This window comes from Henriciella algicola (assembly GCF_003576245.1).
In the GTDB taxonomy this organism is placed as follows: Bacteria; Pseudomonadota; Alphaproteobacteria; order Caulobacterales; family Hyphomonadaceae; genus Henriciella; species Henriciella algicola.
Window position 1 is genome coordinate 1,298,611 of sequence record NZ_QWGA01000003.1, and the last position, 26,848, is coordinate 1,325,458.

The 26,848-nt window shown below is 61.1% G+C and carries 30 protein-coding genes and 1 tRNA gene; 11 read left to right on the forward strand and 20 right to left on the reverse strand.

The features are described from left to right. Nucleotides 1-2: 2 nt before the first annotated feature. Entirely contained in the window at nt 3-1,802 is a 1,800-nt protein-coding gene (locus tag D1222_RS06910) for a hypothetical protein (RefSeq protein WP_119453447.1), read from the reverse strand. 251 nt (nt 1,803-2,053) lie between these two features. Between D1222_RS06910 and rffA the strand changes: the two genes are divergently transcribed. Genes rffA through D1222_RS06925 form a run of 3 tightly spaced genes read left to right on the forward strand, consistent with a single transcriptional unit; the run spans nt 2,054 to nt 4,632 of the window. After that, nucleotides 2,054-3,187, forward strand: coding sequence for a dTDP-4-amino-4,6-dideoxygalactose transaminase (rffA, locus tag D1222_RS06915; protein WP_119453448.1), 1,134 nt, complete (start codon nt 2,054-2,056; stop codon nt 3,185-3,187). Nucleotides 3,188-3,244: 57 nt separating this feature from the next. Then, on the forward strand, nt 3,245-4,207 hold the full coding sequence (locus D1222_RS06920; RefSeq protein WP_119453449.1) for a glycosyltransferase family 2 protein: 963 nt from the start codon (nt 3,245-3,247) through the stop codon (nt 4,205-4,207). After that, nucleotides 4,204-4,632 carry a GtrA family protein gene (locus D1222_RS06925; protein WP_119453450.1) on the forward strand — a complete coding sequence of 143 codons (429 nt, stop codon included), beginning with the start codon at nt 4,204-4,206 and terminating at the stop codon, nt 4,630-4,632. Before D1222_RS06920 ends, D1222_RS06925 begins: the two co-directional genes overlap by 4 nt. Here D1222_RS06925 and D1222_RS06930 read toward each other — a convergent pair. Beyond that, nucleotides 4,569-5,279: a TetR/AcrR family transcriptional regulator gene (locus D1222_RS06930; RefSeq protein ID WP_182481887.1), complete on the reverse strand. Its 711-nt coding sequence runs from the start codon at nt 5,277-5,279 to the stop codon at nt 4,569-4,571. The genes D1222_RS06925 and D1222_RS06930 overlap by 64 nt on opposite strands. 163 nt (nt 5,280-5,442) lie before the next feature. Here D1222_RS06930 and D1222_RS06935 point away from each other — a divergent pair, with 163 nt between their 5' ends. The 3 genes from D1222_RS06935 to D1222_RS06945 are packed head-to-tail and all read left to right on the forward strand — an operon-like array spanning nt 5,443 to nt 7,830. Beyond that, complete coding sequence (locus D1222_RS06935) at nt 5,443-5,979, forward strand: cupin domain-containing protein (protein WP_119453451.1); 537 nt, start codon at nt 5,443-5,445, stop codon at nt 5,977-5,979. A 9-nt stretch (nt 5,980-5,988) separates the two neighbouring features. Next, the gene (locus D1222_RS06940; RefSeq protein ID WP_119453452.1) at nt 5,989-6,774 is read left to right on the forward strand and encodes an SDR family NAD(P)-dependent oxidoreductase; all 786 of its coding nucleotides are present in this window, start codon (nt 5,989-5,991) and stop codon (nt 6,772-6,774) included. A gap of 3 nt (nt 6,775-6,777) precedes the next feature. Beyond that, entirely contained in the window at nt 6,778-7,830 is a 1,053-nt protein-coding gene (locus D1222_RS06945; RefSeq protein WP_119453453.1) for a zinc-binding dehydrogenase, read from the forward strand. 220 nt (nt 7,831-8,050) lie between these two features. Here D1222_RS06945 and D1222_RS06950 read toward each other — a convergent pair. The 5 genes from D1222_RS06950 to hemC form a co-directional block, all read right to left on the reverse strand. Beyond that, a tRNA-Thr gene (locus D1222_RS06950) sits at nt 8,051-8,126 on the reverse strand. A gap of 88 nt (nt 8,127-8,214) precedes the next feature. Next, a complete protein-coding gene (locus tag D1222_RS06955) occupies nt 8,215-9,684 on the reverse strand; it encodes a heme biosynthesis protein HemY (protein WP_119453454.1) in 1,470 nt (489 codons plus the stop codon). A gap of 11 nt (nt 9,685-9,695) precedes the next feature. Beyond that, the gene (locus D1222_RS06960) at nt 9,696-10,886 is read right to left on the reverse strand and encodes a COG4223 family protein (protein WP_119453455.1); all 1,191 of its coding nucleotides are present in this window, start codon (nt 10,884-10,886) and stop codon (nt 9,696-9,698) included. Between the two features lie 60 nt (nt 10,887-10,946). After that, nucleotides 10,947-11,663 (reverse strand): uroporphyrinogen-III synthase, encoded by a 717-nt coding sequence (locus D1222_RS06965; protein ID WP_182481888.1) that lies wholly within the window; start codon nt 11,661-11,663, stop codon nt 10,947-10,949. After that, entirely contained in the window at nt 11,656-12,618 is a 963-nt protein-coding gene (gene hemC / locus D1222_RS06970; RefSeq protein WP_119453457.1) for a hydroxymethylbilane synthase, read from the reverse strand. Before hemC ends, D1222_RS06965 begins: the two co-directional genes overlap by 8 nt. A 132-nt stretch (nt 12,619-12,750) precedes the next feature. Between hemC and D1222_RS06975 the strand changes: the two genes are divergently transcribed. Both D1222_RS06975 and tsaD read left to right on the forward strand, forming a co-directional pair. Continuing rightward, entirely contained in the window at nt 12,751-13,761 is a 1,011-nt protein-coding gene (locus D1222_RS06975) for a glycoside hydrolase family 5 protein (RefSeq protein ID WP_119453458.1), read from the forward strand. Between the two features lie 45 nt (nt 13,762-13,806). Then, nucleotides 13,807-14,892 carry a tRNA (adenosine(37)-N6)-threonylcarbamoyltransferase complex transferase subunit TsaD gene (gene tsaD, locus D1222_RS06980; RefSeq protein ID WP_182481889.1) on the forward strand — a complete coding sequence of 362 codons (1,086 nt, stop codon included), beginning with the start codon at nt 13,807-13,809 and terminating at the stop codon, nt 14,890-14,892. A gap of 4 nt (nt 14,893-14,896) precedes the next feature. On the opposite strand, the gene D1222_RS06985 is transcribed toward tsaD, so the two are convergent. Continuing rightward, nucleotides 14,897-15,508, reverse strand: a complete 612-nt coding sequence (locus D1222_RS06985) for a TetR/AcrR family transcriptional regulator (protein ID WP_119453460.1) — start codon at nt 15,506-15,508, stop codon at nt 14,897-14,899. A 150-nt stretch (nt 15,509-15,658) separates the two neighbouring features. On the opposite strand from D1222_RS06985, the gene D1222_RS06990 reads away from it, so the two are divergent. Continuing rightward, complete coding sequence (locus D1222_RS06990) at nt 15,659-16,282, forward strand: carbonic anhydrase (RefSeq protein WP_119453461.1); 624 nt, start codon at nt 15,659-15,661, stop codon at nt 16,280-16,282. Here the strand turns inward: D1222_RS06990 and D1222_RS06995 are convergent. From D1222_RS06995 to D1222_RS07010, 4 genes are all read right to left on the reverse strand, one after another. Then, nucleotides 16,279-16,902 carry a LysE family translocator gene (locus tag D1222_RS06995; RefSeq protein ID WP_119453462.1) on the reverse strand — a complete coding sequence of 208 codons (624 nt, stop codon included), beginning with the start codon at nt 16,900-16,902 and terminating at the stop codon, nt 16,279-16,281. The two genes, D1222_RS06990 and D1222_RS06995, sit on opposite strands and share 4 nt — an antisense overlap. 15 nt (nt 16,903-16,917) lie before the next feature. Next, the gene (gene ppa / locus D1222_RS07000; RefSeq protein WP_119379137.1) at nt 16,918-17,448 is read right to left on the reverse strand and encodes an inorganic diphosphatase; all 531 of its coding nucleotides are present in this window, start codon (nt 17,446-17,448) and stop codon (nt 16,918-16,920) included. Between the two features lie 83 nt (nt 17,449-17,531). After that, complete coding sequence (locus D1222_RS07005; RefSeq protein ID WP_119453463.1) at nt 17,532-18,140, reverse strand: TIGR02466 family protein; 609 nt, start codon at nt 18,138-18,140, stop codon at nt 17,532-17,534. Nucleotides 18,141-18,279: 139 nt separating this feature from the next. Further along, on the reverse strand, nt 18,280-19,236 hold the full coding sequence (locus D1222_RS07010) for a class I SAM-dependent methyltransferase (protein WP_119453464.1): 957 nt from the start codon (nt 19,234-19,236) through the stop codon (nt 18,280-18,282). A gap of 183 nt (nt 19,237-19,419) precedes the next feature. On the opposite strand from D1222_RS07010, the gene D1222_RS07015 reads away from it, so the two are divergent. Beyond that, nucleotides 19,420-19,896: an Hsp20 family protein gene (locus D1222_RS07015; protein ID WP_119453465.1), complete on the forward strand. Its 477-nt coding sequence runs from the start codon at nt 19,420-19,422 to the stop codon at nt 19,894-19,896. An 83-nt stretch (nt 19,897-19,979) separates the two neighbouring features. Here the strand turns inward: D1222_RS07015 and D1222_RS07020 are convergent, their stop codons facing one another. Further along, nucleotides 19,980-20,984: a glutathione S-transferase family protein gene (locus D1222_RS07020; protein ID WP_119453466.1), complete on the reverse strand. Its 1,005-nt coding sequence runs from the start codon at nt 20,982-20,984 to the stop codon at nt 19,980-19,982. A 127-nt stretch (nt 20,985-21,111) separates the two neighbouring features. On the opposite strand from D1222_RS07020, the gene D1222_RS07025 reads away from it, so the two are divergent. Beyond that, nucleotides 21,112-22,251 carry a glycosyltransferase gene (locus tag D1222_RS07025; protein ID WP_119453467.1) on the forward strand — a complete coding sequence of 380 codons (1,140 nt, stop codon included), beginning with the start codon at nt 21,112-21,114 and terminating at the stop codon, nt 22,249-22,251. Here D1222_RS07025 and rimM read toward each other — a convergent pair. From rimM to D1222_RS07060, 7 genes are all read right to left on the reverse strand, one after another. Then, nucleotides 22,240-22,797: a ribosome maturation factor RimM gene (rimM, locus tag D1222_RS07030; protein WP_119453468.1), complete on the reverse strand. Its 558-nt coding sequence runs from the start codon at nt 22,795-22,797 to the stop codon at nt 22,240-22,242. The two genes, D1222_RS07025 and rimM, sit on opposite strands and share 12 nt — an antisense overlap. 51 nt (nt 22,798-22,848) lie before the next feature. Further along, on the reverse strand, nt 22,849-23,595 hold the full coding sequence (locus tag D1222_RS07035) for a beta/gamma crystallin-related protein (RefSeq protein ID WP_119453469.1): 747 nt from the start codon (nt 23,593-23,595) through the stop codon (nt 22,849-22,851). A 109-nt stretch (nt 23,596-23,704) separates the two neighbouring features. Next, nucleotides 23,705-24,016, reverse strand: a complete 312-nt coding sequence (locus D1222_RS07040; RefSeq protein ID WP_119453470.1) for a winged helix-turn-helix domain-containing protein — start codon at nt 24,014-24,016, stop codon at nt 23,705-23,707. 11 nt (nt 24,017-24,027) lie between these two features. Next, nucleotides 24,028-24,648, reverse strand: a complete 621-nt coding sequence (locus D1222_RS07045) for a hypothetical protein (RefSeq protein WP_147371826.1) — start codon at nt 24,646-24,648, stop codon at nt 24,028-24,030. 187 nt (nt 24,649-24,835) lie between these two features. Then, complete coding sequence (locus D1222_RS07050; RefSeq protein WP_119453472.1) at nt 24,836-25,678, reverse strand: CheR family methyltransferase; 843 nt, start codon at nt 25,676-25,678, stop codon at nt 24,836-24,838. Nucleotides 25,679-25,747: 69 nt separating this feature from the next. Next, a complete protein-coding gene (locus tag D1222_RS07055) occupies nt 25,748-26,113 on the reverse strand; it encodes a response regulator (protein WP_119453473.1) in 366 nt (121 codons plus the stop codon). 68 nt (nt 26,114-26,181) lie between these two features. Continuing rightward, nucleotides 26,182-26,838 carry a histidine phosphotransferase family protein gene (locus D1222_RS07060; RefSeq protein ID WP_119453474.1) on the reverse strand — a complete coding sequence of 219 codons (657 nt, stop codon included), beginning with the start codon at nt 26,836-26,838 and terminating at the stop codon, nt 26,182-26,184. Between the last annotated feature and the right edge of the window lie 10 nt (nt 26,839-26,848).

A 26,848-nucleotide genomic window follows, 5' to 3' on the forward strand; every position in this document is an offset into this window, starting at 1 on the left:
GCCTAGCCTGCCTGCTCAACAGTCTCACAGGCGCTCTTCGCCCGGTTGTCGATCACACGGAATAGCGGGGCTTGCGGTGTTTCGCCGTAGAATGTCTTGGGCGCCGCTTCGAGCTTGGTCGCGATGCGGTTCATGACATCAGCGCCAAAGCTTTGCAGATAGACGGAGCGATCCGGGCGCCGATAATTATCGAGGTCGGCAAAGGTCAGGATATAGTCGGCCCGGCAGAGCACGGCTTCTTCCATGGCGGCTTCGAAGCCTGCATTCATCGCCGGATCGGCAGGACCTGCGACATTGAAGTCATGCATGCGACCATCAAAGTGGAAGAAGAGCCGCTCCGGAGGTTTTGCGCCGCTCTGGACGGCATAGAGTTGAACGGCAGGCATGCGGAAGTCGTTTGCCATTTCCGCGACGATGTAAGGCTCGCCGCCGCTATTGGCGAGCATCTGACCAACGCCTTCATGGGCAGCAACGAACCAGTCAGGATAGTTCGGTTTACGCGTCTGAGACCGCGTATGCATGCCAATACTAATGAGGGCCAGTGCAAGCACGGCGCTGGCAATCTGGACGCGCAGGCGTTGGCTACGCGGCAGGAAGGTCAGCCCGAGCAAGCAGATGACGAGGAAGGCGGCCATGGATGGATAGTAGGGCGCCGAGACCTCGAGAATGGAGCGCACCTTCACTGAAAGCCAGCCGACGGCGAATGCGAGGAAGAGGTTCACGTAGAGGACAATGAAAACCGCAATCGATACCAGCGTCACCGATCTGGACGTCGCTGACAGGCTGACAGGTTGAGGTTCGTGCCTCTCCTGAGGAGTATTGCGGGAAAGGAAGAAGATGCCGGCGATGATCGCGACAAAGCCGACCATGAGCTTCACCGTCTCCCATTTGGAGCCCAGCCAGTAATATGAGTGGCCGAGGTCCGTGATCAGGAAGAAAGTGATCGCGGCATTGTCGACGAGCGTCGTCTTCCCGTCATTGCCTGCCCCGTAGAAGAGGTACGGGTTCAGGATCCGATTCAGCATGGAATCGACGAACAGACCCCAGATGAAGACGAACGGGATAAAGGCCGCGAAGACCGGGATCAGGTCGATGAAATTCTCTGCGACGGTCTTGCGGCGAAAATTGATCGCCCACATGCCGACTGCGGGCGCGATGACGACACCCAGAAGAAGGCCAAATGCGGAATCGCGTGACAGGAGGCAGAGCCCTGCGGTGACGCCGGTGCAGATACCATATGCGAGGCGCCGGCGTTTCGAGGGCGCGTCGCCCGCGAAATACGCGATCGCAAAGAAAAGCGCGCCGACGAGCAGGAAGTAGGTCCCAGGGTCACGGCGAAGGTCAAACACGCCGAGGTCCCAATAATACATACCGCCGGGCAGCAGGAGCAGGCAGGTAAACAGGACCGACGTCCCTGCTGAGCAGCGATAGGACCGGGCAGCGGCATACATGCCGAACACGGCAGGAATGAAGCAGAGTGTATTGTAGAGGTGGAACGACGACATCGACTTGCTGAGGAACGGGCTGAAAGCAAGCGTGAAGATCGATTGGAGCGGTGAAAGCGCGTCAGCGAAGGCGTACGGAATTGCCGGGATGATCCCATATTGGTGCACGGCATCGAGGACCGTGAAATATCGCAGATAGGCCCCAACGGAGTCATAATGCGGGATCGCCGCGTCATAATAGTTCGCGATGGCCCAGCGGCCATATCCGTAGAAGATGACGATGAGCAGGATAAGGAAGAAGACGGGCGCTCTCTGCGACCGAGGATGGCTCGCTATTCTCTCAGCGTATGAATTCACCTGCCGCTCCCCTCTGAGCACAATCTGAAGTATGAAATTTCACCCTTGCTGCCCCCTCAGGCATTCTGCAAGAGCTTGGCTGTTAGCGTCCTAGTAGACTTGATGCAACTGAACTGCGCGAGGCAATGTCGTCTCTACCAGACGCCGCGCCCGGCGCATTGCGTGGCGCATCATTCATCTATTTATTTGAACGCAGGATTCGCGCGTACTAAGAGGCACGCGAGCAGGGATTTGAGGACGGGCCGGGGATCATGGCGACAGTACCATTCAACAAGCCTAAAGTTCAGGGCCGGGAGATCGACTATATCCGCGAGGCCATCGAACTTGGCCAGATTTCAGGCGACGGCACATTCACCAAACGCTGCCACGCCCTGATCGAGGAAATGCTCGGTGTAAAGAAGGCCCTGCTGACCCATTCGTGCACCGCGGCGCTGGAAATGGCGGCTATCCTTCTCGACCTCGCTGCAGGCGATGAAGTGATCATGCCGTCCTTCACCTTCGTTTCGACGGCGAACGCGGTTTGCCTGCGGGGGGCGACGCCGGTCTTTGTCGATATTGACCCGGACACGCTGAACGTGTCTCCCGATGCGATCGAGGCGGCCATCACAGAGAAGACGGTTGCCATCTTCGTCGTGCACTATGCAGGCGTCGTCTGTGACATGGATGCGATCAACGCAATTGCTGACCGGCACGGCCTGAAAGTGGTTGAGGACGCCGCGCAGGCGCTCGGCTCAACCTATAAGGGGCGCAATGCTGGCACGCTGGGCCTGATGTCGGCTTTCAGCTTCCATGAGACCAAGAACATCATCAGCGGCGAAGGCGGCGCGCTCTGTATCAACGACACGAGCTATTGCGACCGCGCCGAGATCCTGCGAGAGAAGGGCACCAACCGCTCGCTCTTTTTCCGCGGGGCCGTCGACAAGTACACCTGGGTGGACATCGGCTCATCCTATCTGCCGGGCGAGATTATCTCGGCCTTCCTCTATGGTCAGCTTGAAGTCGCCGATACGGTGAGGGAAGGGCGGCTCGCCGTCTGGCATCGCTATAATGAGGCATTCAAAGCCTGCGTCCCGGAAGACAAGGCACGCCTGCCCTTCATCCCGGCAGAGTGTGAGCACAACGCTCACATGTACTATCTGCTCTTCCCCGAGCTGGAGGACCGTGAGGCGTTCCGCGAGTATCTGAAGTCAAAAGACATCATGGCACCGTTTCACTATGTGCCGCTTCATTCCTCTGTTGGCGGAAAGAAGTTTGGCCGCACATCTGGCGACCTGAAGGTAACGGATGCTGTATCCGACGGCCTCGTTCGCTTGCCGATGTACACGATGGAGAGCAGTGAGTGCGACAAGGTGATTGAAGCGGTTGAGGACTACTTCAGGAGCTAATGGCCCTGAGCTGCCGGGCTTGATCGTCCCGCGCGCCACACAGGAAGAATAATAAGAATGACTGCACCGACACTTTCCGTTGTCTCCCCTGTCTATGGCAGCCCGACCTCGCTGGAACCACTCTGCCAGCGCGTTGCAGATGTCTGCAGCAAGATGGGCATCAGCTATGAAATCATCCTGGTGGATGACCGCTGCCCGCGTGGGTCATGGAAGGTTGTGAAAGAGATCTGCGCGGCGAACCCGTTCGTGAAGGGCATGCGGTTCTCGCGAAACTTCGGTCAGCATTCCGCGATCGAGGCAGGCCTGAAGCACTCGAAGGGTGAGTGGGTCGTTGTCATGGACTGCGATCTGCAGGACCAGCCGGAAGAGATTCCGAACCTGTTCGAGGCGGCGGAGAAGGAAGACGCGAAGATCGTGCTCGCCCGCCGTGCGGAGCGTAACGACAGCCTTTACAGGCGCGCCATTTCAGCGGGCTATTATGGCCTGCTGAGCTTCATGACCGGAAAACCGCTTGATGCCAGCGTCGCCAATTTCGGCCTTTATCATCGCACCGTCGTCGATGCCTATTGCAGCTGGGAAGAGGAGCAGAAGTACTTCCCGGTCATGATTCAATGGATGGGATTTGAGCCTGTCTATCTCGATGTGGCGCATAGCAAGCGCAGCGAGGGCAAGTCATCCTACACGCTCGGCAAGCTGCTGAAGCTTGCATCGGATGTGGTCTTCTCATTCTCCGACAGGCCGCTCTGGATCATCGTCACGATCGGTCTGATCATCGCGGCGATCACATTCGTGCTGTCGATCGTCACTTTCATCCAGGCGCTGATGGGTGAGTTTGATGTCTCCGGCTATCCATCACTCATCCTGTCGATCTGGTTCATGGGCGGGGTGCTCATCTGCAGCGTTGGTCTGACAGGCATCTATGTCGGCCGGACGCTGCGTGAAGCGAAGGCACGCCCGTCCTATATCGTCGCGGACTATCTCAACGACGTGCCCGGGTCGGACAAACCAGACCCGCGATGATCGCCGCGCTCTTCCAGAAACTGAAATCATCGCCGACAAGCGGCGCGCTAATCCGGTACATTGTGGTGGGCGCGTCGATGAACCTGATCGCGGCGGCCATCGTGTATGTTCAGAGGATACTGGGTGTCCCGCACGAAATCGCTTTCGCGGTGACGACCGTCGGCAGCCTTCTGCTGAACTTCTACCTGCAGCGTTCCTTCGTCTTCAGAAGCAATGCGGCGATCGTACGATCGCTGATCCTTTACACGCTGCTCTATGCGTCGACCTATCTCCTGCAGATATTCATCTATCCCGTGTTCGCGACCGTTCTTGGCTGGCCGGAACTTCTCTCCGTTCTGTTCACCGTGGGTGTGGCGGCGGTCTATTCCTTCATCGTACTGTCGCTTGTGGTCTTCAAGCCGCCGCCTGAAACGCCTGAGGGCTGAGCCTGCTCGCGGGGGATCACCTCATCACAATGCGCGGCGTGTTCGGCGCCAATACGGTCCAGCGCACGAAGGATGATCTTGCGATCGGGGTCATAGGCGAGTTCGAGCGTGATCCCGCGCAGGCTCAGGATCAGGATGCGGGCATGGACGATGGCGGCGTCGATATCCTCTATGCCTGATCCTTTCGCCAGCCGCGCGACGAGCGCGTCAATTTCTGTCTCGACCCGTTCGGCAATAGGCCGGAATGCTGCTGCCAGTTCGCTGTCCCAGCGAGCGGCAAGCAGGATTTCCGTCACAACAGCGGCTGCTGGCAACTGATTGCTCTGCCAGGTGATGTCGCAGAAAGCGCGGTAGGCCGACGCGTCGTCGTCGAATGCGGCGAGTTGCTGGCCTGTGTGCCGCATCATTTCATGCATGGCGTGGTCGGCGGCGCCGATCATCAGATCCAGCCGTGTGGGAAACTGGTTAAGCACCGATCCACGGCTGATCCCGGCTTCGTCCATTACGGTTTCGATGGAGGTGCCGGCATAACCGCGAGCGTTCAGGCACGCGATCGTCGCGTCGAGAATAAGCCTGCGTGTCTCTTCACCGCGCCGGTTTCGGCGACGCGGGGCTGCGACTTTCTCCACTGTGTCTGACCTGCTCATGGGCCCTATGCACCGCGCTCTGCCAGCAAGGTCAAGAAGCTCAATGTTGTTTATAGTCAGTATTGACCAATAATTGCAGAGGTGTAGGGTTGAGAGAAAGGCAGCAGCGCACCCGACAAAGGGGCGCAACATAAACAGACCAGCTGCCAGTGGAGGAAATGAGATGAGCGACACAACACTCGAAAACCGCGATGCAGACACAGGCGGCGGATTCCAGATTTTCCGGACCGAGACGGCCCCCATCCTCGATGAGGCCGGTCACATGGAGTATTCCGATGTGACGCCGGAAATTGAAGCGGGGATCGCCGCGGCCGGAGAAGCTGGCGCTGGTGAGGGGCAGCTGGTCAAGACGCTCTTCTCGCGTCCGGGCTTCAGCCTGACCTATGCCTGGTTCAAGAGCGGCTTTCCGCTGCCGCTCCATACGCATAATGTCGATTGCCTCTATTATGTCGTGGCGGGCAGCCTGCAGCTCGGTATCGAGAAGCTAGAAGCTGGTGACGGCTTCTTCGTTGGTGCTGACAAGGCCTATCGCTACACGCCGGGGCCAGACGGTGTGGAAGTACTGGAGTTTCGCACCGAAGAGCATTTCGACATCAAGTTCCTCGCCAAGACGGCCTCCATGTGGGGCAAGATTGCGGGCAAGGCGGCAGAGCGCCAGGCAGCCTGGGCTGGCGAAACGCCGCCAAGCGCAAAGCACTAGGCGGTCATCATGTCAGGCAAGAGATTTGAAGGCCGCGTCGCGGTCATTACCGGGGCTGCATCCGGGATCGGCGCAGCGACGGCGCGGTTGATGGCGCGTGAAGGCGCCAGGCTTGTGCTCGGTGATATCAGTGCAGACGGCATTGCCACCATTGCCAGCGAACTGGGCGCGACAGGCGTGACGGGCGATGTCTCGAAACAGGCAGACGTTGAAGCGCTAATCAGGGCGGCGGTAGATGCCCACGGACGCATCGACATCCTGTTCAACAATGCCGGCATTGGCAGTTATGGCAACAGTGTCGAGATGGAGGCCGAACAGTGGGAGCGCGTCATCGCGATTGACCTTCACAGCGTCTTCTATGCCTGCAAGGCGGCGATCCCTCACATGCCAGAAGGCAGCGCGATCGTGAACACGGCATCCATCTCAGGGCTCGGCGGGGACTACCGCTTTGCAGCCTATAATGCAGCCAAGGGCGCGGTCATCAACTACACCCGCGCGCTCGCCATGGATCATGCCAAGGCAGGGATCAGGGTGAACGCGCTTTGTCCCGGCCTGGTCGATACGCCGATTACTTCAGACCTCAACCAGATCCCGGGCCTTCGCGAAGACTGGCTGTCGCGCATCCCGATGGGCCGGGCGGCGAAGCCCGAAGAAATGGCGGCCGTCGTCGCCTTCCTGGCCTCGGATGATGCCTCCTATGTGACGGGGTCGATTATGGTCGCCGATGGCGGCACGACGGCGTGCACCGGCCAACCGGACATCTCAAGGTTCGCCGACCTGACCGCGCAGGGCTGAGACATGAGAGCAGCTTGTCTCAAAGGGGGCCGGATTACGGTCGAGACCTTGCCCGACCCGGAGCCAAGGCCGGGCCAGATACTGGTGCGCCCGCTTTTCAACGGCATTTGCGGAAGTGATCTGTCCCTGCGCAAGCAGATGGCGGCGGCGGAAGCGGAAGTCGCGGAGGCTGACCTGCCGATCATCGTCCCGGGCCATGAGTTCAGTGCAGAAGTCATGGATGTATCTAAAACGGTCGAGACCGACCTGAAGCCCGGCGACATCATCACGGCGCTGCCTTTCACGCATGACCATGACGGGCCCCAGACAATTGGTATCTCGCCCGGCCATCAGGGCGGACTGGCGACGCTGAGCTGCGTCGACGCAGTGCGGGCTTTCAAGGTCCCGGAAGGTGTCGCGCCAGACCTTTCTGCGCTGACCGAGCCTCTCGCCGTGGGGCTGCACGCTTCGCGTCTTGCCAGCCGGAACGAGGGCCCGAACCTCGTCATCGGCTGCGGGCCCGTCGGTCTGGCAGTCATTATGTCGTTGAAGCTGGATGGGCGAGGGCCTGTCATCGCGGCGGATTTCTCAGCCGAACGCCGTGCCGTCGCAGAAGCGGTCGGCGCCGATATCGTCATCGATCCGGCAAGGGAGAGCGCCTTCACCCAATGGGCGCGGGCGGATTTCTCGCCCGCTTCCATGTCGCCGCTTCTTGGGCGGGAGTTACGCGGCCTGCCGCCCGGCGCGAACATATTCGAGTGTACCGGCGTGTCAGGGCTCATCAGTGAAGTGATCAACTCGGCCATGCCGCATAGCCATATCATCGTCGCCGGTGTCTGCCCGCATCAGGAGACAATCACGCCGCTGAAAGCCATCGTGCGGGAGCTCACGCTCGAATTCAGCTTCGCCTACAGGCCGGAAGAGTTTGAGGAAGCGCTGGCGCGGGTCGCGCAGCATGGTGATCTGGTTTCGAAACTGATCACGAGCCGCCGCCCACTTGCCGAGACGGAGGCAGCGTTCGACGCGCTGGCGAAATATCCAAGTGAGATAAAGGTGTTGATCGAGCCGGGGGCTTGAGAGGCGTCTAGGGCACACGTCAGACACACGAGCGTGCAAGCGCAGCCTTGAGCACGATCCACGTGACGAGCGAAGCGAGGAAACGGGATCAGAACCCAATGGCCCCTGCCGGGGCATTCATTCCGTAAAATCAGTCCCCCGGAAGGCGGCTGCCGCCGCATTCATTTCCTATTTTTGGTCCACTGGACCAAAAATTTTGCGAAGCAAACCGGAAAATGAATGGTGCCGCCTAGGTGACTTGAACACCTGACCCCCGCATTACGAATGCGATGCTCTACCAGCTGAGCTAAGGCGGCTATCCGTTGGAAGGCGCCTCAATACCGTCAAGCGTGCCTTTGGGCAAGTGGACAATTCAGGGCGGCGCAGCGCGCCTCTATTGCGGTGTCAGGCCTCGTCCTGCTCACCATCGCGGACATAGTCGACCGGCGGCTCTGTCATCGTGCGGCCTGGCTCGCTGGCAGGCGGCAGGGCCTTTTGCGGCTCGGCCTGGCGGGTGCGCACGGCAGCTACAGGGGCAGGCAGCGCAATATAGCGGCCCGCCTCAAGCTCACGGCCATAGGATTCATAGCGCGGATGGATCAGTGTGCCTGCATCGCCGAAAGCGTAGACGAGGCGTGCCCAGTCGCGGCGCGAATAGTCAAAGGCCTGTCCGTTCGGGTCGATATCGGACCATTCGGCCTCTCTCGAGGCCGTGATGGCCATGCGGCCCCAGCGGTCGGCTTCTGAATTGTCGCCATAGCCGCGAAGGGCCTGCTCCAGCAGCAGGCAGAGGCGCGCTGTTGGCTGTTCCTCGACCAGCGGGGCGAGCTCCTTGATGGCGGCGATCCAGTCGCGCTCTGCCATCGCGATCTCTGCCTTCAGGATGCGGCTCTCGCGGGCATCGGGATTGGTGTCGATCAGGGCGCGCAGGCGCGCCGACTGCGTTTTTGGCGTGTCTTCGGGGTCGAGCCTGCGGCTGAGGTGTGCGAGCGCCGGATGCGGGCTGAAGCGCCAGCCGAGTTCGAGAACGCCCTGCGCGGCTTTCACCTTGCCTTCCAGCTTGAGCTGGCGCGCGCCATGATAGGCGGCAGGCGCAAAGGCCGGGGAGGCGCGCAGCGCATCGGCAAGGAGCTTCTGGGCATCGCGTCGTTCTGCATTCGGCATGCTGGTCGCGTGCGCTGTGTAGAGCACCGAGCGCCTGCGCCGGAGGCTGTCGCCAGAGATCAGGCCGCGGCGTTCTCCGATGGCGAGCGTTTCAACCGCGTCCTGCCAGTGACCGCGTGCGACCTGACTGTCGAAGAGCGAGGTGAAGGGCCAGTCGGCAGCGGTCTTGAGTTCCAAGGCTTCACGGGCGCGCGCTTCGGCGGCGGCGGTATCACCGCGTTCTGTTGCCGCAATGGCTGCACCGCGAAGGCCGGCAAGTTCGCCGCCCGGCAGGCGGGCGAGCTGGCCCCAGGCGCGCTCAGCGCTTGGCCAGTCATGCGCGATCTCGGCCGTGCGTGCTTCGAGCAGGAGCTTCAGCCGCTCATCGTCTGCATGTTGTGCCGCACGGCTCGCATATTTGCGCGACAGGCTGATGTCGCCAGCTTCGGCCGCGAGAATGCCGTCGGCGAGCGACCGGTTGGCGCTGCGCTTTTTTGAGTTGCGGCGCGCCTGTCCAAAGCGTTTCGGCAGCTTGATAAGACCGGCGAGCGCCGCCCAGACAAGCGCCATCACCGCGCCGAGCAGGATGACGCCAAGGATCGCGACGACAAGCTCGATGCTGATCGTGTCGGCGCCGAGCGTGATGACGACATTGCCGGACAGGCCGGACGCCCAGAGGACGATCAGGCCAGCGACGACGATGAGACAGACGATGAGGAAGAGAGCTATCATTGGAAACTTATCTAGGGGGTTTGCGCGGCAAATTCGAGGCGAAGCGTATCAATTGCGTCGCGCGCTTCGATCCGGTTGCGGGCGTCTGTGAGCCAGTCTGTATATACGGCGAGGCTTTCAGCTGGCAGGCCTTCGAGTGCGGTGATGGCTTGCCGTAGGTCACCGGCCTCGAGAGCGGCTTCAGCTTCGGAGAGTATGGCGGGCACGACGCTGTTGCCGCCGCCGCGCCGGACAGACACCATGTCTCCAAAGAAGGTATCAACCCAGCCCGGCTCACCTGCCGCTTCGCTGTCACGGTCGAGAGCGTCATCCTTGAGGGCATCGAAACGCGTCTGCAGCGTACCCATGCTTGGGATGGGGCTGCCAGACAGGCGTACCAGTGTGGCAGCGGCCTCGCTTGAGGGCTGCAGCTCCTGAAGGCGCTGGGCGGACGTTCTGAAATCCGTCCCGGTCGTGATGGCGTTTTCGATCGAGGCGATGGCGAGCGCGCTTTGTGCGGCTGTCGTCGCAGAGCGGCGCGCGGCGTCGGCCTGGGTGGCTGTCTGAGCGCTGGTTTCCTCAAGCGCAGACTGCGCCGAGGCAAGCTGCTGGATACGCGAGCGCAGGCTGGAGACTTCCTGACGGAGGGAGGCAAGCTCTGCCGAGGTCGGGGCGCTCTCGCTGTCAAGGGTCTGGAGGGCCGCTTCCAGATTGGCGATGCGCTGCGGGTCGATTGAGGAAGATGTCTCCGGCTGGTTCGCCATCCCCTCTTCGACGGCATCGATGCGAGCGGAGAGGTCTGCGATCGCATCTTCATCCACCGCGCTACCTTGGGCAGGATTAGCGGCTTCCGGCGTGGCTGAGCGTAGCGCGTCGACAGTGCTGCTCAGGCCGTCGATCTGCGCGGTCACATCAGACAGCCGCTCTTCCAGCGCGTCGATACGATTAGAGAGGTCGGTCTGCTGGTCGCTCAGCGCGGCGATGCCGGTCGCTGTGTCGTCCGGTTGCAGGCCCTTCTGCAGAAGGCCGGATGACCAGAGCGAGAGTCCAAGCGCGCCAAAGGCGATCAGCATCACGAACAGGAGAGAGAGCCAGCCCGGGCCGCTGCTGGACGTCTTGCGGGCTGGCGTTTCGCTTGTGCGGCTCTCCTGCGCAGCCTCATTCTCTGCCGGTTCGAACTCGGCATCGATCGGGTCTGTGGTCGGGGTCTGCGGATCACTCATTCGGGTTCATCCTGTCGGCTCCGGCCCAATCGGTCCAGATGCCCTTCAATGTATTGCCGCTCAGCGCGCGGCAAGCAAACGGTCCAGCGCTTCCAGAAGGTGCGCTTCGTCTGGATGGTCAGCAATTTCAATCTGGTCCTTACCGCCCTCACGCAGGGGTCCTGCCGCCTGCTCTGAGATCGCAACGTACGAGACGCGCTGAAGGTCCAGGCCCGCGCTGAGATCCATGAAGGCCCGCGCACCTTTTGCAGAATGGACGAGGACGATAGAGGGGCTGCTCGCGATTGCCGAAACCGCGTCCGGGTGCAGCGCTGGCGCGTTGGCCGCCTCATAGAGGGCGAGGAAATCAACCTCGAAGCCTTCATGCTCAAGGGCGGCTTTGACGATGCCTTTTGCCGCAGAATTGGCGACGTGCAGGAGGCGTTTTGACTGATCGGCGGGCCAGTGATGGGCGATATAATGGGCAAGGTCTTCGGCATTGCCCGATGACTGGTGCACCGGGCTGTAGCCCTCAAGCAGGGCTTCTGACGCCGTTGCCGGGCCGACGCACCAAGCAGGCAGGTCGCGCGCGTCGGTTTCTGCCGCCAGGAAGCGTACGCCATTCGCGCTGGTAAAGATCAGCCCACCATAGACCGATAGATCTGGGAGGGCGGCTTCACTGCGAGACAGCTCGATGGCGGGCGTCACGATGGCGGTCAGGCCGCGCTCTTTCAGGGCCTGCGCTGTCTGGTCTGCGCCCGGCTTGCTGCGGGTGACGATGACGGGCGTGCTAGTCATCTTCGAAGGCTGGCAGATCGCCGCCAGCCGCTTCGCGGATGCGCTGGCCGATGCTGCGGCCAAGGCCTGCCAGTGCATCGTCGGTCACCTCGCCTGAGAGCGCGTCCGCCTGCATCCAGCGGCGTGAGCCGTCTGGCTCCAGCACTTCGCCATCGAACAGCCATTTGCCGTCTTCCAGCCGGGCATGCCCGCCCATGGCCGTGCGACAGGAGCCGTCAAGCTCAACGAGGAAGGCCCGCTCTGCAATGGCAGCGAGGCGGCTTTGCTCATGGTTCAGCGACTTGATGAGATCGACGACGGCCGGGTCGAGATCGTCAGGGCGTGCGGCAACCGTGATGATGCCCTGACCTGCAGCCGGGATCATGTCGGTGATCGGGACCGGTACAGCGACATGTGTCATTTCGAGACGTTCAAGACCGGACATAGCAAGATAGGTCGCGTCAGCAAGGCCATCTTCGAGCTTTTTCATCCGGGTCTGCACATTGCCGCGGAAGGTGACGATCTTGAGGTCGGGCCGCATGGCCAGCGTCTGGGATTCGCGCCGAAGGCTGGCCGTGCCGACGGTCGCGCCTTCTGGAAGGTCGCGCGCGCTTTTGACGCCGTTCAGCGAGATGAAGCCGTCGCGCGGGTCTTCGCGCTTTGGGAAGGCGAGCAGGGCCTGACCCTCTGGCAGGGCACCTGGCACGTCTTTCAGGCTGTGCACGGCAAGGTCGCACCGCCCTTCGTCAACGGCCTTGTCGATTTCCCGGGTGAAGAGGCCCTTGCCGCCTGCATTGATGAGGCGCTGGGTCGTCAGCTTGTCGCCGCCCGTCGTGAAGGTCACGATCTCGCAGGTCACCTCACCATTGCTCAGGCGTTCGAGGTCTGCGCCCACCTGTCTTGCCTGCACCAGGGCCAGCGGAGACCCTCTGGTGCCGATTTTCAGTTTGAGCTTTGGGGCAAGACCTGCGGGCATGACATCTCCAGATTGTGATCGATTGCCTGCTACAGATTAAGGCGATGGCAGGCAAGACAGGGCTAAGCAGTGAAAGCTGGCACGATGTGTGCGCCAGCTCGTATCAGGAATACCCTGTAGAGGAGACTGCCCATGCTGGTCCGGTTTGCCAGTTTCGCCCTTGTGCTGACCCTGATCGCCTGCTCAGAGCCGTCTTCCTCTGCCGCCCCGCGCGGTGATATGCGCGTGCCAGCCTCTCCTGTTGATCGCTGCATGAACCTCGGCGGCGCGCTCGAAGCGCCGAATGAAGGCGATTGGGGCTATACGATCCGGGCAGAAGACCTTCAGACCATCAAGGCGGCAGGCTTTGATACGGTGCGCCTGCCTGTGCGCTGGGACGTTCACGCCATGCAGCGCGAGCCCTATACGATCCGCCAGGGCCAGATTGACCGCGTGAAGGAAGTCATTGCGCAGGCAGATGCCGCAGGCCTCCAGACCATCGTCGACCTGCACCATTATAACGACCTCATGTCGCGTCCTGATGCGCATTATGAGCGCCTCTTTGCCATGTGGCGCCAGATTGCCGAGGCGCTTCAGGATGTGCCTGACAGCGTCATACTCGAGCTTCTGAATGAGCCGAATGACAAGATGACGGTCGAACGCACCGATGCGGTGAACGCCGAGCTTCTCTCCATTGTGCGCGAATACCATCCTGACCGCTGGGTCGTGGTCGGTAGCGCTGGCTGGGGCTCACTCTCGGCGCTGCTGGAGAGTAATCCGCCAGAGGATGACCGGATCATCCTGACCTTCCACAGCTATGAGCCCTATGATTTCACCCATCAGGGCGCGTTCTTTGCTGACCCGCCGCCGCCAACCGGTACACGCTGGGGCACGGTGGCCGAGTATAGCGAGATCAACGCAGGCGCCGAAGCGGCGGCCCGGTTCGCCAGCGAGCAGGGCCATCCCATGCTGCTAGGTGAGTTTGGTGTCTATGAAGACGTACCACTGGAGCAGCGTGCCGTCTGGACGCGGGCCATGCGCAAGGCGGCAGAGGATCGCGGCATCGGCTGGTGCTACTGGGACTTCGCGACGACCTTCAAGGCCTACAATCTTGAGCGGGACGAGTGGATATACTCGATCAAGAGCGCGCTCCTCGACAACTGAGGCGCCAAGCTTCCGATTTCAGGCTGCGCGCCTTAAGTGAGGGCCATGACCTCTCACACGGTTCTTGGAATTGAAACGAGCTGCGACGAGACTGCGGCGGCTGTCCTGCGCCTAGTGGACGGACGCGCGACTATCCTGTCTGAAATCGTGCGCTCGCAGGTAGAGGCCCATGCGCCTTATGGCGGGGTGGTGCCTGAGATTGCTGCCCGTGCCCATGCCGATATTGCAGACCAGATCGTAGCGGCTGCGATTGAAGAGAGCGGGCTGTCGCTGGCTGAGCTGGACGGTATTGCAGCGACCTCCGGGCCCGGCCTTATCGGCGGGGTGATGGTCGGCATGATGACCGGTAAGGCGCTGGCGCTCGCGTCCGGCAAGCCCTTCCTGCCTGTGAACCATCTTGAGGGCCACGCGCTCTCGCCGCGCCTCGCTGCAGACTGCGCCTTTCCATACCTCCTGCTGCTGGTGTCTGGCGGCCACTGCCAGTTCATCGAGGTGCGCGGGCTTGGCGAGTACAGGCGGCTCGGCACGACGATCGACGATGCCGCAGGCGAGGCCTTCGACAAGCTCGCCAAGCTACTTGGTCTTGGCTTTCCGGGTGGACCAGCCGTCGAGCGGACTGCCGCGGGCGGTGACCCGAAGCGTTACAAGCTGCCGCGCCCGCTCATGGACCGGGACGGCCTTGATATGAGTTTTGCGGGCCTCAAGACGGCTGCGGCCCGGATCATTGAGGCAGGCGACCTTTCAGAGCAGGACAAGAGCGACCTCTGCGCGAGCTATCAGGCGGCCATAGCGGACTGCCTGACCCAGCGCGCTGACCGGGCACTGAGCGTGTTCGAAGCCGAGGGTGAGAAACGGCTGGTCGTTGCGGGCGGTGTTGCTGCCAATCAGGCGATCCGCGCCAGTCTCGATGCTGCCGCCAGCCGCCATGGGGCGCGTCTGATCGCGCCGCCGCTTCGTCATTGCACGGACAATGCAGCCATGATCGCGCTGGCGGGCGCCGAGCATCTTGCTGCTGGCAAGGTGGATGTAGATGCGATGAGTTTTTCGGCGCGTCCGCGCTGGCCGCTCGACGAGGCAAGTGCGCTGGCAGACCCGGCCTATGGCGGCGGGAAGCGCGGCGCGAAGGCCTGATGCTTTAGGGCTTCAGCAGCTGGATGAGATGGGCCGCCTGATCGCGGGAGAAGCCTTCTTTAAGGGGCGCGCGCATGACAATCAGATTGTGCCAGGCCGGTGATATGAGCAGGTTCACCGCTTCATCGATATCGTAATCGCGGCGGATCAGCTGTTTCGCAGCGACCTCAGCCAGGATGAGCCGAAGGGGTGCGCGGATATTCGCCTTCATCCAGTTGCGCCAGCTTTCGCCAGCCGCTTTTTCGTCAGCTGCCGCAATCAGTGCACCGCGCAGGACAGCATGGCCATTGCCCGCGCGGGTTACGGTCTCGATTGGCAGGATAAGGGCTGCGATACGCTCGACCGGATCGGTCTCGACAGTCTGAGAGACAGCAGGCAGCAGACCGATGGCGGCCTCCACACACATGCTGCCGGTGGCAGGCCACCAGCGATAGATCGTCTGTTTGGAGGCATGTGCCGTGCGTGCGACGCTATCGACGCTGAACTTGCGCCAGCCAGAGCGGACCAGTTCGTCACGCGTGGCTTCAAGGATGGCGACCCTTGAGGCTTCGCTCCGCCGCGGACCTTGCCGGCGGCGAGCAGGTTTTGGTTTCTTTGCAGGTGTTTCTTCAGTCATCCACCCATTCCCAGGACCCGAACCTCGGAGCCTATCTCAATCATGAGAGTTTTCAAAAGGATTGATCACAAGCCCAAATTTTGACCTATCGAACATTGCCGAACAGGCGGGTTCTGACTAGGTCGGGGTCAAACTGATGAGAAGGTCGCCATGCGTTCACCAGACGAATTGATTGACGGATACCGCGCATTCAGACGCGGCACCTACCAGCAGCAGGCCAAGCTGTACGAGACGCTGGGCCAGGGCCAGAACCCGAATGTTATGCTGATTGGCTGCGCTGACAGCCGGGCCGAGCCTGCCGACATCTTCAATGCCGCGCCCGGCCAGCTTTTTGTGGTGCGCAATGTAGCCAATCTGGTGCCGCCTTATGAGACCGGCGGCGGCCAGCATGGTGTCAGCGCCGCGTTGGAGTTTGCCGTGACGGCGCTGGAAGTCGAGCATATCGTGATCATGGGTCATGGCGGCTGCGGCGGCGTGAACGCGTCGCTTTCTGCGGCGAATGACAAGCCTGTGGGTCAGTTTATTGCGCCGTGGGTGAAGCTGCTCGACGAAGCGCGTGACAAGGTACTCGCCGCCAATCCGGAAGACCCTCAGCGCGCACTGGAATTTGCCGGTGTCGAACAATCGCTGAAGAATCTGATGACCTTCCCGTTCGTGGAAGAGCGGGTGAAGACAGGCAAGCTGACCCTGCACGGGGCCTGGTTCGCGATTGCGCTTGGCCAGCTTTACTGGCGCAGCTCCACCACCGGTGAGTTCGAGCTGATCGAAGCCTAGGGCTTGCTCGTCGCCCAGACGGCAAAGGCGGCAGAACCGACCATCAGGGTCGCCGCGCCAATATTGAACCAGCGGGCAAAGGCCGGGTCGCTGAAGCTCTTCGCCATCCGGTCAGCCGCAAAGGCGTAGACGAACAGCCCCGTCATCTCGCTGACCGTGATCGTGGCGACCATGATCGCGATCTGCGGGGCGAGCGGGCGCGAGGCGTCGAAGAAGCCAGGCAGGAGCGCGCCGAAAAAGACGAGCGCGTTGGGGTTTGCTAGCTGGAGCCCGAAGCCTTTTCCTAAAAGTGCGGCCCGTTTAGGCATGGCCTCACGAGAAAGCCGCAGGTCGCGCGCTGCGCCGCGAACCAGTCCAAACGCCAGCCAGATGATGAAGCCGAGCCCGGCAAGCTTCAGGCCCAGAAAGGCAAGTGGGAACTGGGAGGCGATTGCCGCTGCGCCTGCAGCGGCAAGGCCAATCCAGACAAGGTTGGCCGTCGATACCCCGATGGCGGGCAGCATGGCTGGCCGTACGCCGTATCTCAGCGATGAGGATACGACCAGCATCACTGCGGGCCCGGGCGTTAGCCCACCGGCAAAGAATAGACCGACAAGCGCCAGCCAGACCGAGAGTTCCAAACCGGCCCCTCGGGTTTAGCTTTTTGCGCCGCGCTCGATCGACTCCCGGATCAGTTCACGTGCCTTGTCGACGCCTTCCCAGCCGCGCACCTTCACCCATTTGTTGGGCTCAAGATCCTTGTAGTGCTCGAAGAAGTGCTGGATCCGGTCGATCAGCGTGTCCGGCAGGTCGGTATAGTTCTGCACCTTCTCATAGAAGCGGGTGAGCTTCTGGTGTGGCACAGCGAGGATCTTCTCGTCTTCGCCGCCATCGTCTTCCATCAGGAGGACGCCGATCGGGCGGGCACGGACGACAGCGCCCGGCACCAGCGCGCGCTGACCGACAACCATGACGTCAATCGGGTCGCCATCGAGGCTCAGCGTGTGCGGCACGAAACCGTAGTTACACGGGTAGCGCATCGAGGTGTAGAGGTAGCGGTCGACGAACATGGCGCCGGAGGCCTTGTCGATCTCATACTTGATCGGCTCACCGCCAAGCGGGACTTCGATAATGACGTTGAGATCGTCTGGCGCATTCTCGCCAATGCTGATTTTGGAAATATCCATGCGTCGCTCCAGAAAGGACGGGTAAAAGTTGATGGTGCAGTGCAAAAGCGCAGCGCCTGCGTCAAGACCACTTTGCTACTTGTTCAGCCAGAAAGTCCGAAATTGAAGCTGATTGAGATGCGGGCATCCTCGCTGCGGCTCGCCATGACTTCGTGGCGCAGCCAGCTTTCCCACATCAGGACATTGCCCGGTTTCGGGTCGACATAGACAAACCGGCTTTGGTCTTCGGCGGTCTCATCACGGAGGGGAGGGGCGGCCATCATGTTGGCGAGGCGGGGGTCCTCAAACCGGATTGCGCCTGCGCCCTCCGGGACGGCGATATAAAGCGTGCCGGACAGAATGCTTCCGGGGTGGATATGGCCCGAATGGTGCCCGCCCTCCCCGAGAATATTGATCCAGAGCGCATCAAGCGTGATGCGTCGTCCCTCAAGATCCCAGCCGAGCTCGTCTGCGGCCTTTTTCGCCAGCTTGAGCAGCTGCGCCTCCAGCTCAGCAAAGGCAGGGGCGCGCTTCGGCAGGTCGTCCAGCGAGGCATAGGAGGTGTAGCCGGGATAGCCCTTCTCCTCGCACCATTCATGACCGGCGCTATCGCCCTCCTCGATCATCCAGCAGCTGGCATCAAGCTCATCGAGCAGGCTCGTATCGCCGAGGTCGAACTCGAAAAGGCGGGTCGGGAAAAGAAGGCGCGTCATGATGGCGAGCCTTCTAGTCGCAGGGCAGAGGAAGGTGAAGCCGGTTTTGCGGAGCGGCGACGGAGCAGCCGCCGATGCAAAAAGAAAACCCCGCCCCGAATGATCGGGGCGGGGCTGATATACAGGTCAGGAGAGCGGCCTATTCTTCGGTCGCTTCTTCTTCCGTCATTTCAGGCTCTGCCGGCGTGTCGCCAGCGGCAGGTTTGACGAAGCGCAGGGTCATGCGGTCGGATTCGCCGATCTCTTCATATTTGGCAGCATCGAAGCCCTCAGGCGCGTTGCCCTCGCCATCCGTCGTGCGGGAGACGGGCGGCAGGGTCCAGACACCGAACGGGTGGTCAGCCGTATCAGCTGGATTCGCGTTGATTTCACTGGCTTCCTCAAGAACGAAACCTGCTTCTTCAGCAAGGCGCGTGACATAGTCCTGATGGACATAGCCGGACGGGGCTGACGGGTCCTGGTTTAGAGCCGATGGCAGGCGGTGCTCAACGACGCCGAGGACGCCGCCCGGCTTCAGCACGGCGAAGGCATCGTTGAAGAACTTGTCGGCATGGTCACCGGACATCCAGTTATGGACATTGCGGAAGGTCAGCACGGCATCAACGCTTTCCGGTTCGCCAAGCGGGCCGGATTGGGAGTCGTAATAGGTGTACTGAAGTTCGCCAAACAGGTCCGGGTACGGGCTGTAATTGGCTTTGTAGGCTTCGAGTGCCTGTGCTGCGCGATCGGAACGGTCCGGGCTGATGACGGCGGCGATGAAGGTGCCGCCATTCGCGTGCAGCCAGGGGGCCAGGATGTTGGTGTACCAGCCACCGCCCGGCCAGACTTCCATCACGGTGTCGTCGCCTTCAATGCCAAGGAATTCGAGCGTCGCGACAGGATTGCGATACTCATCGCGCGCGATCTCGTTCGGGGCGCGCCAGCTGCCTTCGAGCGCGTCCTCAAGGGTAAACGAAGCGGGGGTAGCATCAGCTTCCATGCCGGCATCGGTTTCGCCAGGTGCAGGTGGGGTTGCGACCTCAGGGGTCGTATCATCACTGCCACCACAGGCAGCGAGGGTCAGGGCCAGAAGGCTGGTTGCGATAATCCGGTTCATTTTCATCTCCTCATTTTCCCCTTGAACGCGGGGCCGTGTTCCCCAAATACACCATGACCGGGCGCTGCCAAGCGGGCCCGGTCCGGTAATCTGCCGGCGCCGATGGACGGGCCGGAGCGACAGATAAGCCGAAATGATGATCCGGCACGCCCGGATACAGTTGCTTAGAGAGGACTGTTTGTCATGAGCACGATTGATCTCACCCCCCTTTACCGCACGATGGTTGGCTTTGACCGTATGGCCAATCTGATCGATTCAGCCAGCCGCCTTGATGGCGCGCAGGGCTATCCCCCTTACAATATCGAGCGCGTTGCCGACGATGCATTCGCCATCGAAATCGCGGTTGCCGGTTTCGCTGAAGACGAGCTCGACATTGAAACCAATGAAAACCTGCTGACTGTTGCTGGCAAGAAAGCCGCCAGTGAAGACGGCGAAGAGCGTCAGTATCTGCATCGCGGCATTGCCGAGCGTGGATTCCTGCGCCGGTTCCAGCTTGCTGACCACGTCATTGTGACGGGTGCATCGCTGCAGAACGGTCTGCTTCGCGTCGAACTCCTGCGTGAGCTTCCTGAAGCCAAGAAGCCTCGCAAGATCGAGATCGGCTCGCCCAGCCAGCCAAAGTCGAAGCCGAAACTGATCGGCAAGCAGTCTGCCGCGTAACCCCTGCGCGTGGACCCCTGAGACGAGAAAGCCCCGGACGTGATGTCCGGGGCTTTTTTCATTCTACAGCTTGAAACGCCTGTCTATTTGTTCGGGTTCTGGAAATAGACGTCGGCGCCAGCCGATTGCAGGAAAGCCGTCAGGCTCTCATTGTCGCTGAGGCGGCGCACGGCTTTCTGAACCGACTTGAATGAAGTCGCCGCATAGCGCTGTGTAACTTGTTCGAATGGCTTGCCGTCGATCTTGACGCTAACGCGGTCCTGCTTGGCGATATCAGCTTCCAGCGTTTCCTTCGCCCATGGCAGATAGGTCTGCGACAGTTCTTCGGTAAAGATGGCCAGCAGCGTCGGCTCCAGTTCGGACAGCGGCTTGAAGCTGTCGCCAGCCTTTGGTGCGTCCATGAATTCACACCAGGCGGTCACGAAAGGCGCGTTCTCACGCAGCCAGGCCCCCGGTGTCGGGTCCATCAGCATCTGCGACAGCTGGGCCGCGATCGAGAAGTCCGCCACGGACGGGCGGTTGCCGAAGATGAAGAGGTTGTTCTCGAGGTGTGCGTTCAGCAGCGGAATGAAGCGCTCAAACGAGGTTTTGAGCGCCTTCTCATTCTTGCGCTCGACGCCGATCAGCTCGAGACTGTCGCGCATCCGCTTCACGATCTGGTCGCGGGTCTTCTTCTTGGCGCGCGGCAGCTTGCCGTCGAAGAGTTGCTCCATGGTGCGGTCCGCGGCTTCTTCACGGTCAGGCTTCTGGCCCCAGCGCTCACGGAACATGACCTTGCTCAGCCACTCATCGCCATAATCCTCAAGGATCAGCGCAAGCACGGCGCAAGCTGGATCATCCGGCACGGAGGACGGCTCTGCATGATCGTTCTCGATCGCCGAAAGGATGTCGGTTGAATCCTGGTTCGGTGCGCGCCCCGGCGACACCAGAAGCGGGACCGTCGGCGCCTTCGCGTGGGACTGGAACTCTTCTTCCTTTTCCGACGAACGGCCGATCCAGTCGAAGTCCACGCCCTTGTACTTGAGGAAGGCACGGACTTTCATGGAATAGGGAGAGGTCTCAGCGCCGAAGAGGCGGTAATCTGACATGTCTGGTCCTTTGGGGCTGCAGCCTTCGGGTCTTATGCGATGGGGCGATGACTGCCAAGACATGTTTGACGGTTCATAGGGCGTGCCATAGTGAGGCCGCGCGCCAGTCAGAAAGAGGGTGACCCGTATGAGCACGCAAAGACGGTTTCTCGCCTATTGCGACAAGCTCTTCACCCCGTCGGAAAGCTTTATTCCGCGCGGCTATTCTGCGTTCAGCAAGCTGAAGCCCGTCTATATCGGACATGAGCTGAAAGGCCCTGTGCCCGATGGCGCTGAAGTCATCGAGCTTGGGCCCCTGCACGGGGCAGGCGGTGAGGCGGCCTACAAGCAGCTCGGCACCATATCAGCAAAGCTACAGAATGCGATGGAAGAGGTTGAGCCTGTCGCCATCCATGCCAGCTTCGGCAAGTCGGGTGCCTATGCGCTGCCGCTGGCAGAGCGGCTGAACCTGCCGTTGGCCGTGACCTATTATGGCGGCGACGCGACCAAGACGACCAATACCAAGGACAGCTTTGTGCGGGTCTATAATCGGCGCCGGGCCAAGCTCTGGCGCGAAGCGGACCTGATTCTGCCATGCTCGCAATTCATCCATGATGAGCTTGCTGGCAAAGGCGCGCCGACCGACAAGATGGTGGTCCACCACAATACAGCAGACCCCTCGCGCTTTGAGCCGGGTGAGAAGAAGGACCTTCTGGTCTTTGCCGGTCGCTGGACTGAGAAAAAGGGTATCGACACGCTGATCGCCGCGCTGGCGCGTCTCGGTGAAGAGCTTAACGGCTGGACGATCAGGCTGATCGGTGATGGCGACCTCAAGGAAGAGCTTGTTGCGAAGCTTCAGGAAGCTGGCGTCGCCGCAGAGCTTCCGGGCTGGGTGCCTGCCGACGAAATGCCAAGGCATTGGGCCGAGGCGCGGATTGCCGTTGTCCCATCTAAACGCGCAAAGTCAGGCGACGCAGAGGGCCTGCCGCTGGTCTGTATCGAAGCGATGCTGTCTGGCTGCGCGCTGGCGGCGACGCGTCACGCCGGTATTCCGGAATGCGTGAAGGATGGCGAGACCGGCTATCTTGTCGATGAGGGTGATGATGCCGCCCTTGCAGACCGGCTGGCCCGGATGCTGAGCGACCATGAGCGGACTGCCCGCATGGGTGAGGCAGGCCGTGCCTTTGCCATGGAGAGCTTCAACCTGCAAACTCAGAGCCGGAAGCTGGAATCCTATCTGATCGACCTCGCCGTAAAGGCAGGCACGATGCGGGCCTCAGACGTCTGATTTCTTGCGAGGGTCCGACTGGTCGGCCCAGACCTGCGCCTCTGCTATCGTGACAGTGCGGGCGTCAAAGTCGATGTCCGGAACGTCCTTGAGCGTGAAGGGCACGAAATAGGCAGGCTCTCCACTGGCATCCGGTGCGACCTCAAGCAGGTCGCCCGCGCCGAAATTCTGGACCGATTTTACATGGCCGAAGAGGGTGCCGTCCGGGTGGCAGGTCTTCAGGCCGACGAGATCCTCGACATAGAACTCATCCTCATCGGCGCTCGGCAGGTCTGCGCGGCTGACATGCAGCTTCACGCCTTTCATTGCGTCCCATTCCTCTTTCTGGCGGGACGTCTTGGGTGTGACGATGAAGTGATCGCTGGCGGGCTTGAATGATTTGACGCTGAGAACCGGCTTGCCGTTCTCATCCAGAAGCTGGTCGAAGTCGAAGATGGCTTCGGGGTCAGCGGTGAAGCTGCGCACGCGCACATCGCCGCGAACGCCGTGCGCGCCAGAGAGCGCGCCGACGACAATAAGCCTGTCAGGATTGGATCGGTCGGACATGAAGCGCTTCCTACTTCCCAATCGGAAAAGCGGGAAGCCCCTCGCGCAGCCCTAGAATGGGCGGTTGTAGCCGGGGCGGCGGTTATAGCCTGCCGGGCGGACCGAGGTGATATTGTCGTTGAGGCGATAATATCCGGTTTCGTCCACGGACCGGTCAATGATTTCGCAGCGGCCGCGATAGTTCGGATCGGTGCAAACTTCCCAGACGCCGCTATTGATCACGATGGACGAGACCTTGTCGTTGAAGCGCAGCTGATTGAGGTGCGGTATGGCACCGTTAACGGGCAGGGCATTGCCGCGAAACTGCGGGTCCGCAAAGAGGATCATGGGCGCATTGCCATAGCCCCGGCGGCCACGGTCATAGCCGGGCCTGCGATCATAGCGGTCATCACGGTCGTAGCGGCCGCCGCGATCATAACGACGGTCATTGCGGCCCCAGCGGTCCGCGACGGGCCGGATAGAGCTGATCTTGTCGTTCAGGCGAAATTCGTTGAGCTCGTCTTCGCGATAGCTGAGAATTTCACACCGGCCCCGGAAGTTCGGATCGACACAGACTTCCCAGCTGCCGCCATGGATGCGGATGGAGGAGGCCTTGTCATTAAAGCGGTACTCGCTCAGGTGTGCGATTGGACCTGTGACGCGCAGCGACTGGCCGCGAAAGTCAGCATGCTGATAGATTACCGCGCTGCCGGAGCCGCCGCTGTAGCCGTGTCCGCGCGCGCCGTATTGCGCCATTGCGGGCATTGCGAATGTTGTCAGCGCGGCGACGCCGAGGGCAAGTTTCTTGAGAGGGATCATGTCGGGTCTCCAGATCTGTCTACCAGCGCAGGCTAGCAAGACCCGGCTGAACCTCTGACAACCGGGTCTTCAGACAAATGCTGAGCGATGCTGACCGTTCCAGACCTGCCTATTCAGCCGCGTCCATAAGGCCGCGCATCTGGTCGATCCACTCGAGCCAGGCCTTGCGGCCAGAGTCGGTCAGGAAGATGCGGGTCTGGGGCTTCTTGCCGACGAACCGCTTTTCCTGACGCACATAGCCTGCCTCCTCCAGCTTCTTCAGATGGGTCGAGAGGTTGCCATCGGTGGCGCCGACCTTGTCGCGCAGCTCGCCGAAGATGGCGGGGCTGGCCGAAGACAGATAGGCCATCACACCGAGCCGCAGGCGGCCATGTATGACATCGTCTATCTGGCTGTGATCAAAGGGGTTCTCGTTCTCCATGATGATCCACCTTACACGACGCCCGATGGTTCGTCGCGCAGCATGAGCAAGCCTGGTATCAGGACGCTGCAGGCAGCAGCGAAAGCGGCGGCGAGATAGAGCTCTGCCGTGTCGATGATCAGAATGGTGAGGCCCACAAAGGCGATCGCGACATAGCCTGCAAGCTTCAGCCAGCCGACCTTGGCAATCTCACCGCTGACGAGTTGGGCGATACCGTAGACGCCCAGAACGAGAGGGATGGACCAGGTGAAGCCGCTTGACGCGGCGCCGTTCAGGAATGATTTCACCGTGACGCCGAAAAAGAAGCTGCCGAGCACAAAGCCCGCAGCCATCCAGACCGTTGCAGACACGCGGTTTCCCTCGGAAGATTGGCCGGGCTTGTCATGCGGGAAGGCCTTGGCCAGCAGGAAATAACCGCTCAGTCCAATGACGATGAAGCCGGCCCACATGATGCCGAGGGCCTCCATACCAACGCCCAGCATGCCTGATCCGATAAGATAGTGTCCGAGATAGGCTGCCGTTACGAGGCCGCCCCACCAGACGAGAAAACGGCCACCGAGCAGAGGGGCATCTGCACCGGCCTCTGCAAGCGAACGGACATAAGCTAGATCGTCATTCATCGACTTGGACATTTTCATCCTCCAATAACTTTGAAGTACAAAGTAGGTAGTGATGCGAGTTTCGTCAAGCGCCTGCTCACTTTGTGGGATGAGATGAGGGTGCGCAGGGGGAAGGCGCGGGGGAAGGAACGCGCAAATCCCGTGTTTTCACGGTGCAGTGGCGGTGTACTGGCGGTATTTCTGCGGGTGTCGCGAAATGTCAGGCCGCGACGGTCAGATCACCGGCGTCGACATTACGGCTATAGCCGCCGCGAATGGCGCGCGAAGGCTCAAGACCTGCAATGAGGCCAGCGGCCGATTCGGTCTCGCCAAGGAAAAGCAGGCCGCGTTCCGAGAGCTGGCGACCGACATTGAGCAGCGCCTTGATACGGGCGTCCTTGGTCATGTCGGTAATGACATTGCGGCACAGGATGACATCGAACATGCCAAGCCCCTCTGCCGACTGCATGAGGTTCTGCGTGCGCACGCCGATCTGGCTGGCGAGGGCGTGGGAGACCTGCCACTCGCTCGTGTCGAGCCTCGTGAAGTGCGCCAGCATCCGGCGGGCCGATAGGCCTTTCTGGATTTCGAAATGGCCGAAGATGCCGGACCGGGCTGACGCGCTTGTCCGTTCACAGATATCGGTCGTGACGATTTCGATCTGGACATCTTCGAACGCGTTCTTGCCCATCTCCTGGATCAGGATGGCGAGCGACAGCGCTTCCTGGCCCGTCGATCCGCCAGCGCACCAGATCCGGATACGGCCGTCACGGGCTCGTTTGGCGAGTTCTGGCAGAACGAGTTTCACGACCCGCTCGAGCGTGCCGCGCTCTGAAAAGAACCGTGTTCGCTTGGATGTCAGCGCGGCGGCAATTTCGGTGCTCAGCTTGCTGTCAGGCCGGGCATTCAGGATGGCGACGAGGTCTTCGACGCTGGAGAGGCCTTCACGGCGCAGGATTGCGGACAGGCGGGCATCGACCAGATAGGACTTCGTCGGCGGGATGTGCTGACCCGACCCTTTACGGGCGAGCTCTGCAATTTCGCGAAAGACGGTCTCTTCCATATCCAGTCCGGTCCGATCTCGTCCTCGTGAGCTATTGATCCTGCCGGGCGCGGCGGCGCCCTCTCAGCATCAGATGAGGCCCACCTCTGCAAATTTGCTTTCGATGATGTCGGCATCGAAAGGCTTCATGATAAATTCGTTTGCGCCAGAGCGCAGGGCTTCGCCGATATGTTCGGCGTCGTTCTCCGTCGAGCAAAAGACGACGACAGGCTTGCGGCCTTCATGTTCGCGGCGAAGGGCGCGCACGAAGTCCAGCCCGTTCATGATCGGCATGCTCCAGTCGAGCAGGATCGCGTCAGGCATATCATGACGGCAGGCGTCGAGGGCTTCAGCGCCATCGCTCGCTTCGCGCGTCTCGAATTTGAGGTCCTGAATGATACGGCCAGCGACCTTGCGCACGACCCGGGAGTCATCGACGATCAGGCAGGTTTTCATGTCGCGAGCCCCCTAGCTATATGCGCGCAGAACACCCCAGCATGGTCACACTCCGGTTAACGAGCAGTTTAGCCTTCTGCATTGAGGCTCGTCGCCTTGAGCGTGATCTGCTCTTCTTCAGTCTCTACGCTGAGGTCCCCGCCAAGGCCTTCGGCGATAATGCGGGTGAAAAGCGGCTGTACGGTACGGGCCGACCAGCCCTCCTCCGGCACGTCGCCTGCGATGGCCGACGCAGTGTCATCACGCAGCTTGCAGCGCTTGCCGGCGGCACGCACCACAATGCCGAGACCTTCGACTTCGTTGCGGACCTTCACGACGATGGAGCCGCCGCGCGGCAGACAGTCCATGGCCAGCATGACCATATTCATGATCAGGCGGGCATGTGAGAAGCTGAGATGCTCTGTCTCGATGTCCCATTCGAGCTCTGGCTTCTTGTTGTGATGGGAGACGAAGCTTTCAGTGATCTGCTTGGCTTCGTGAATGTCTGCGGCACCGTTTGAGAGGCCGACAGAGCCGAAGGCGTACCGCAGGAATTTCAGCTTGCAGGCCGCGCTTTCAGCGCCGTCATAGAGAAGCTTTTCTGCCTGGACCCGCATCTCGGAGTCCTGCGGCTCATTCATGAAGTCGAGCGCGTTCGTGATCGAGGAGACCGACGAAACGAGGTCATGGCAGATACGCGAGGCGATGTATGCCGACAGGTGCGCCGGATCGATGGTAGCTTGCATGATGGCCTCT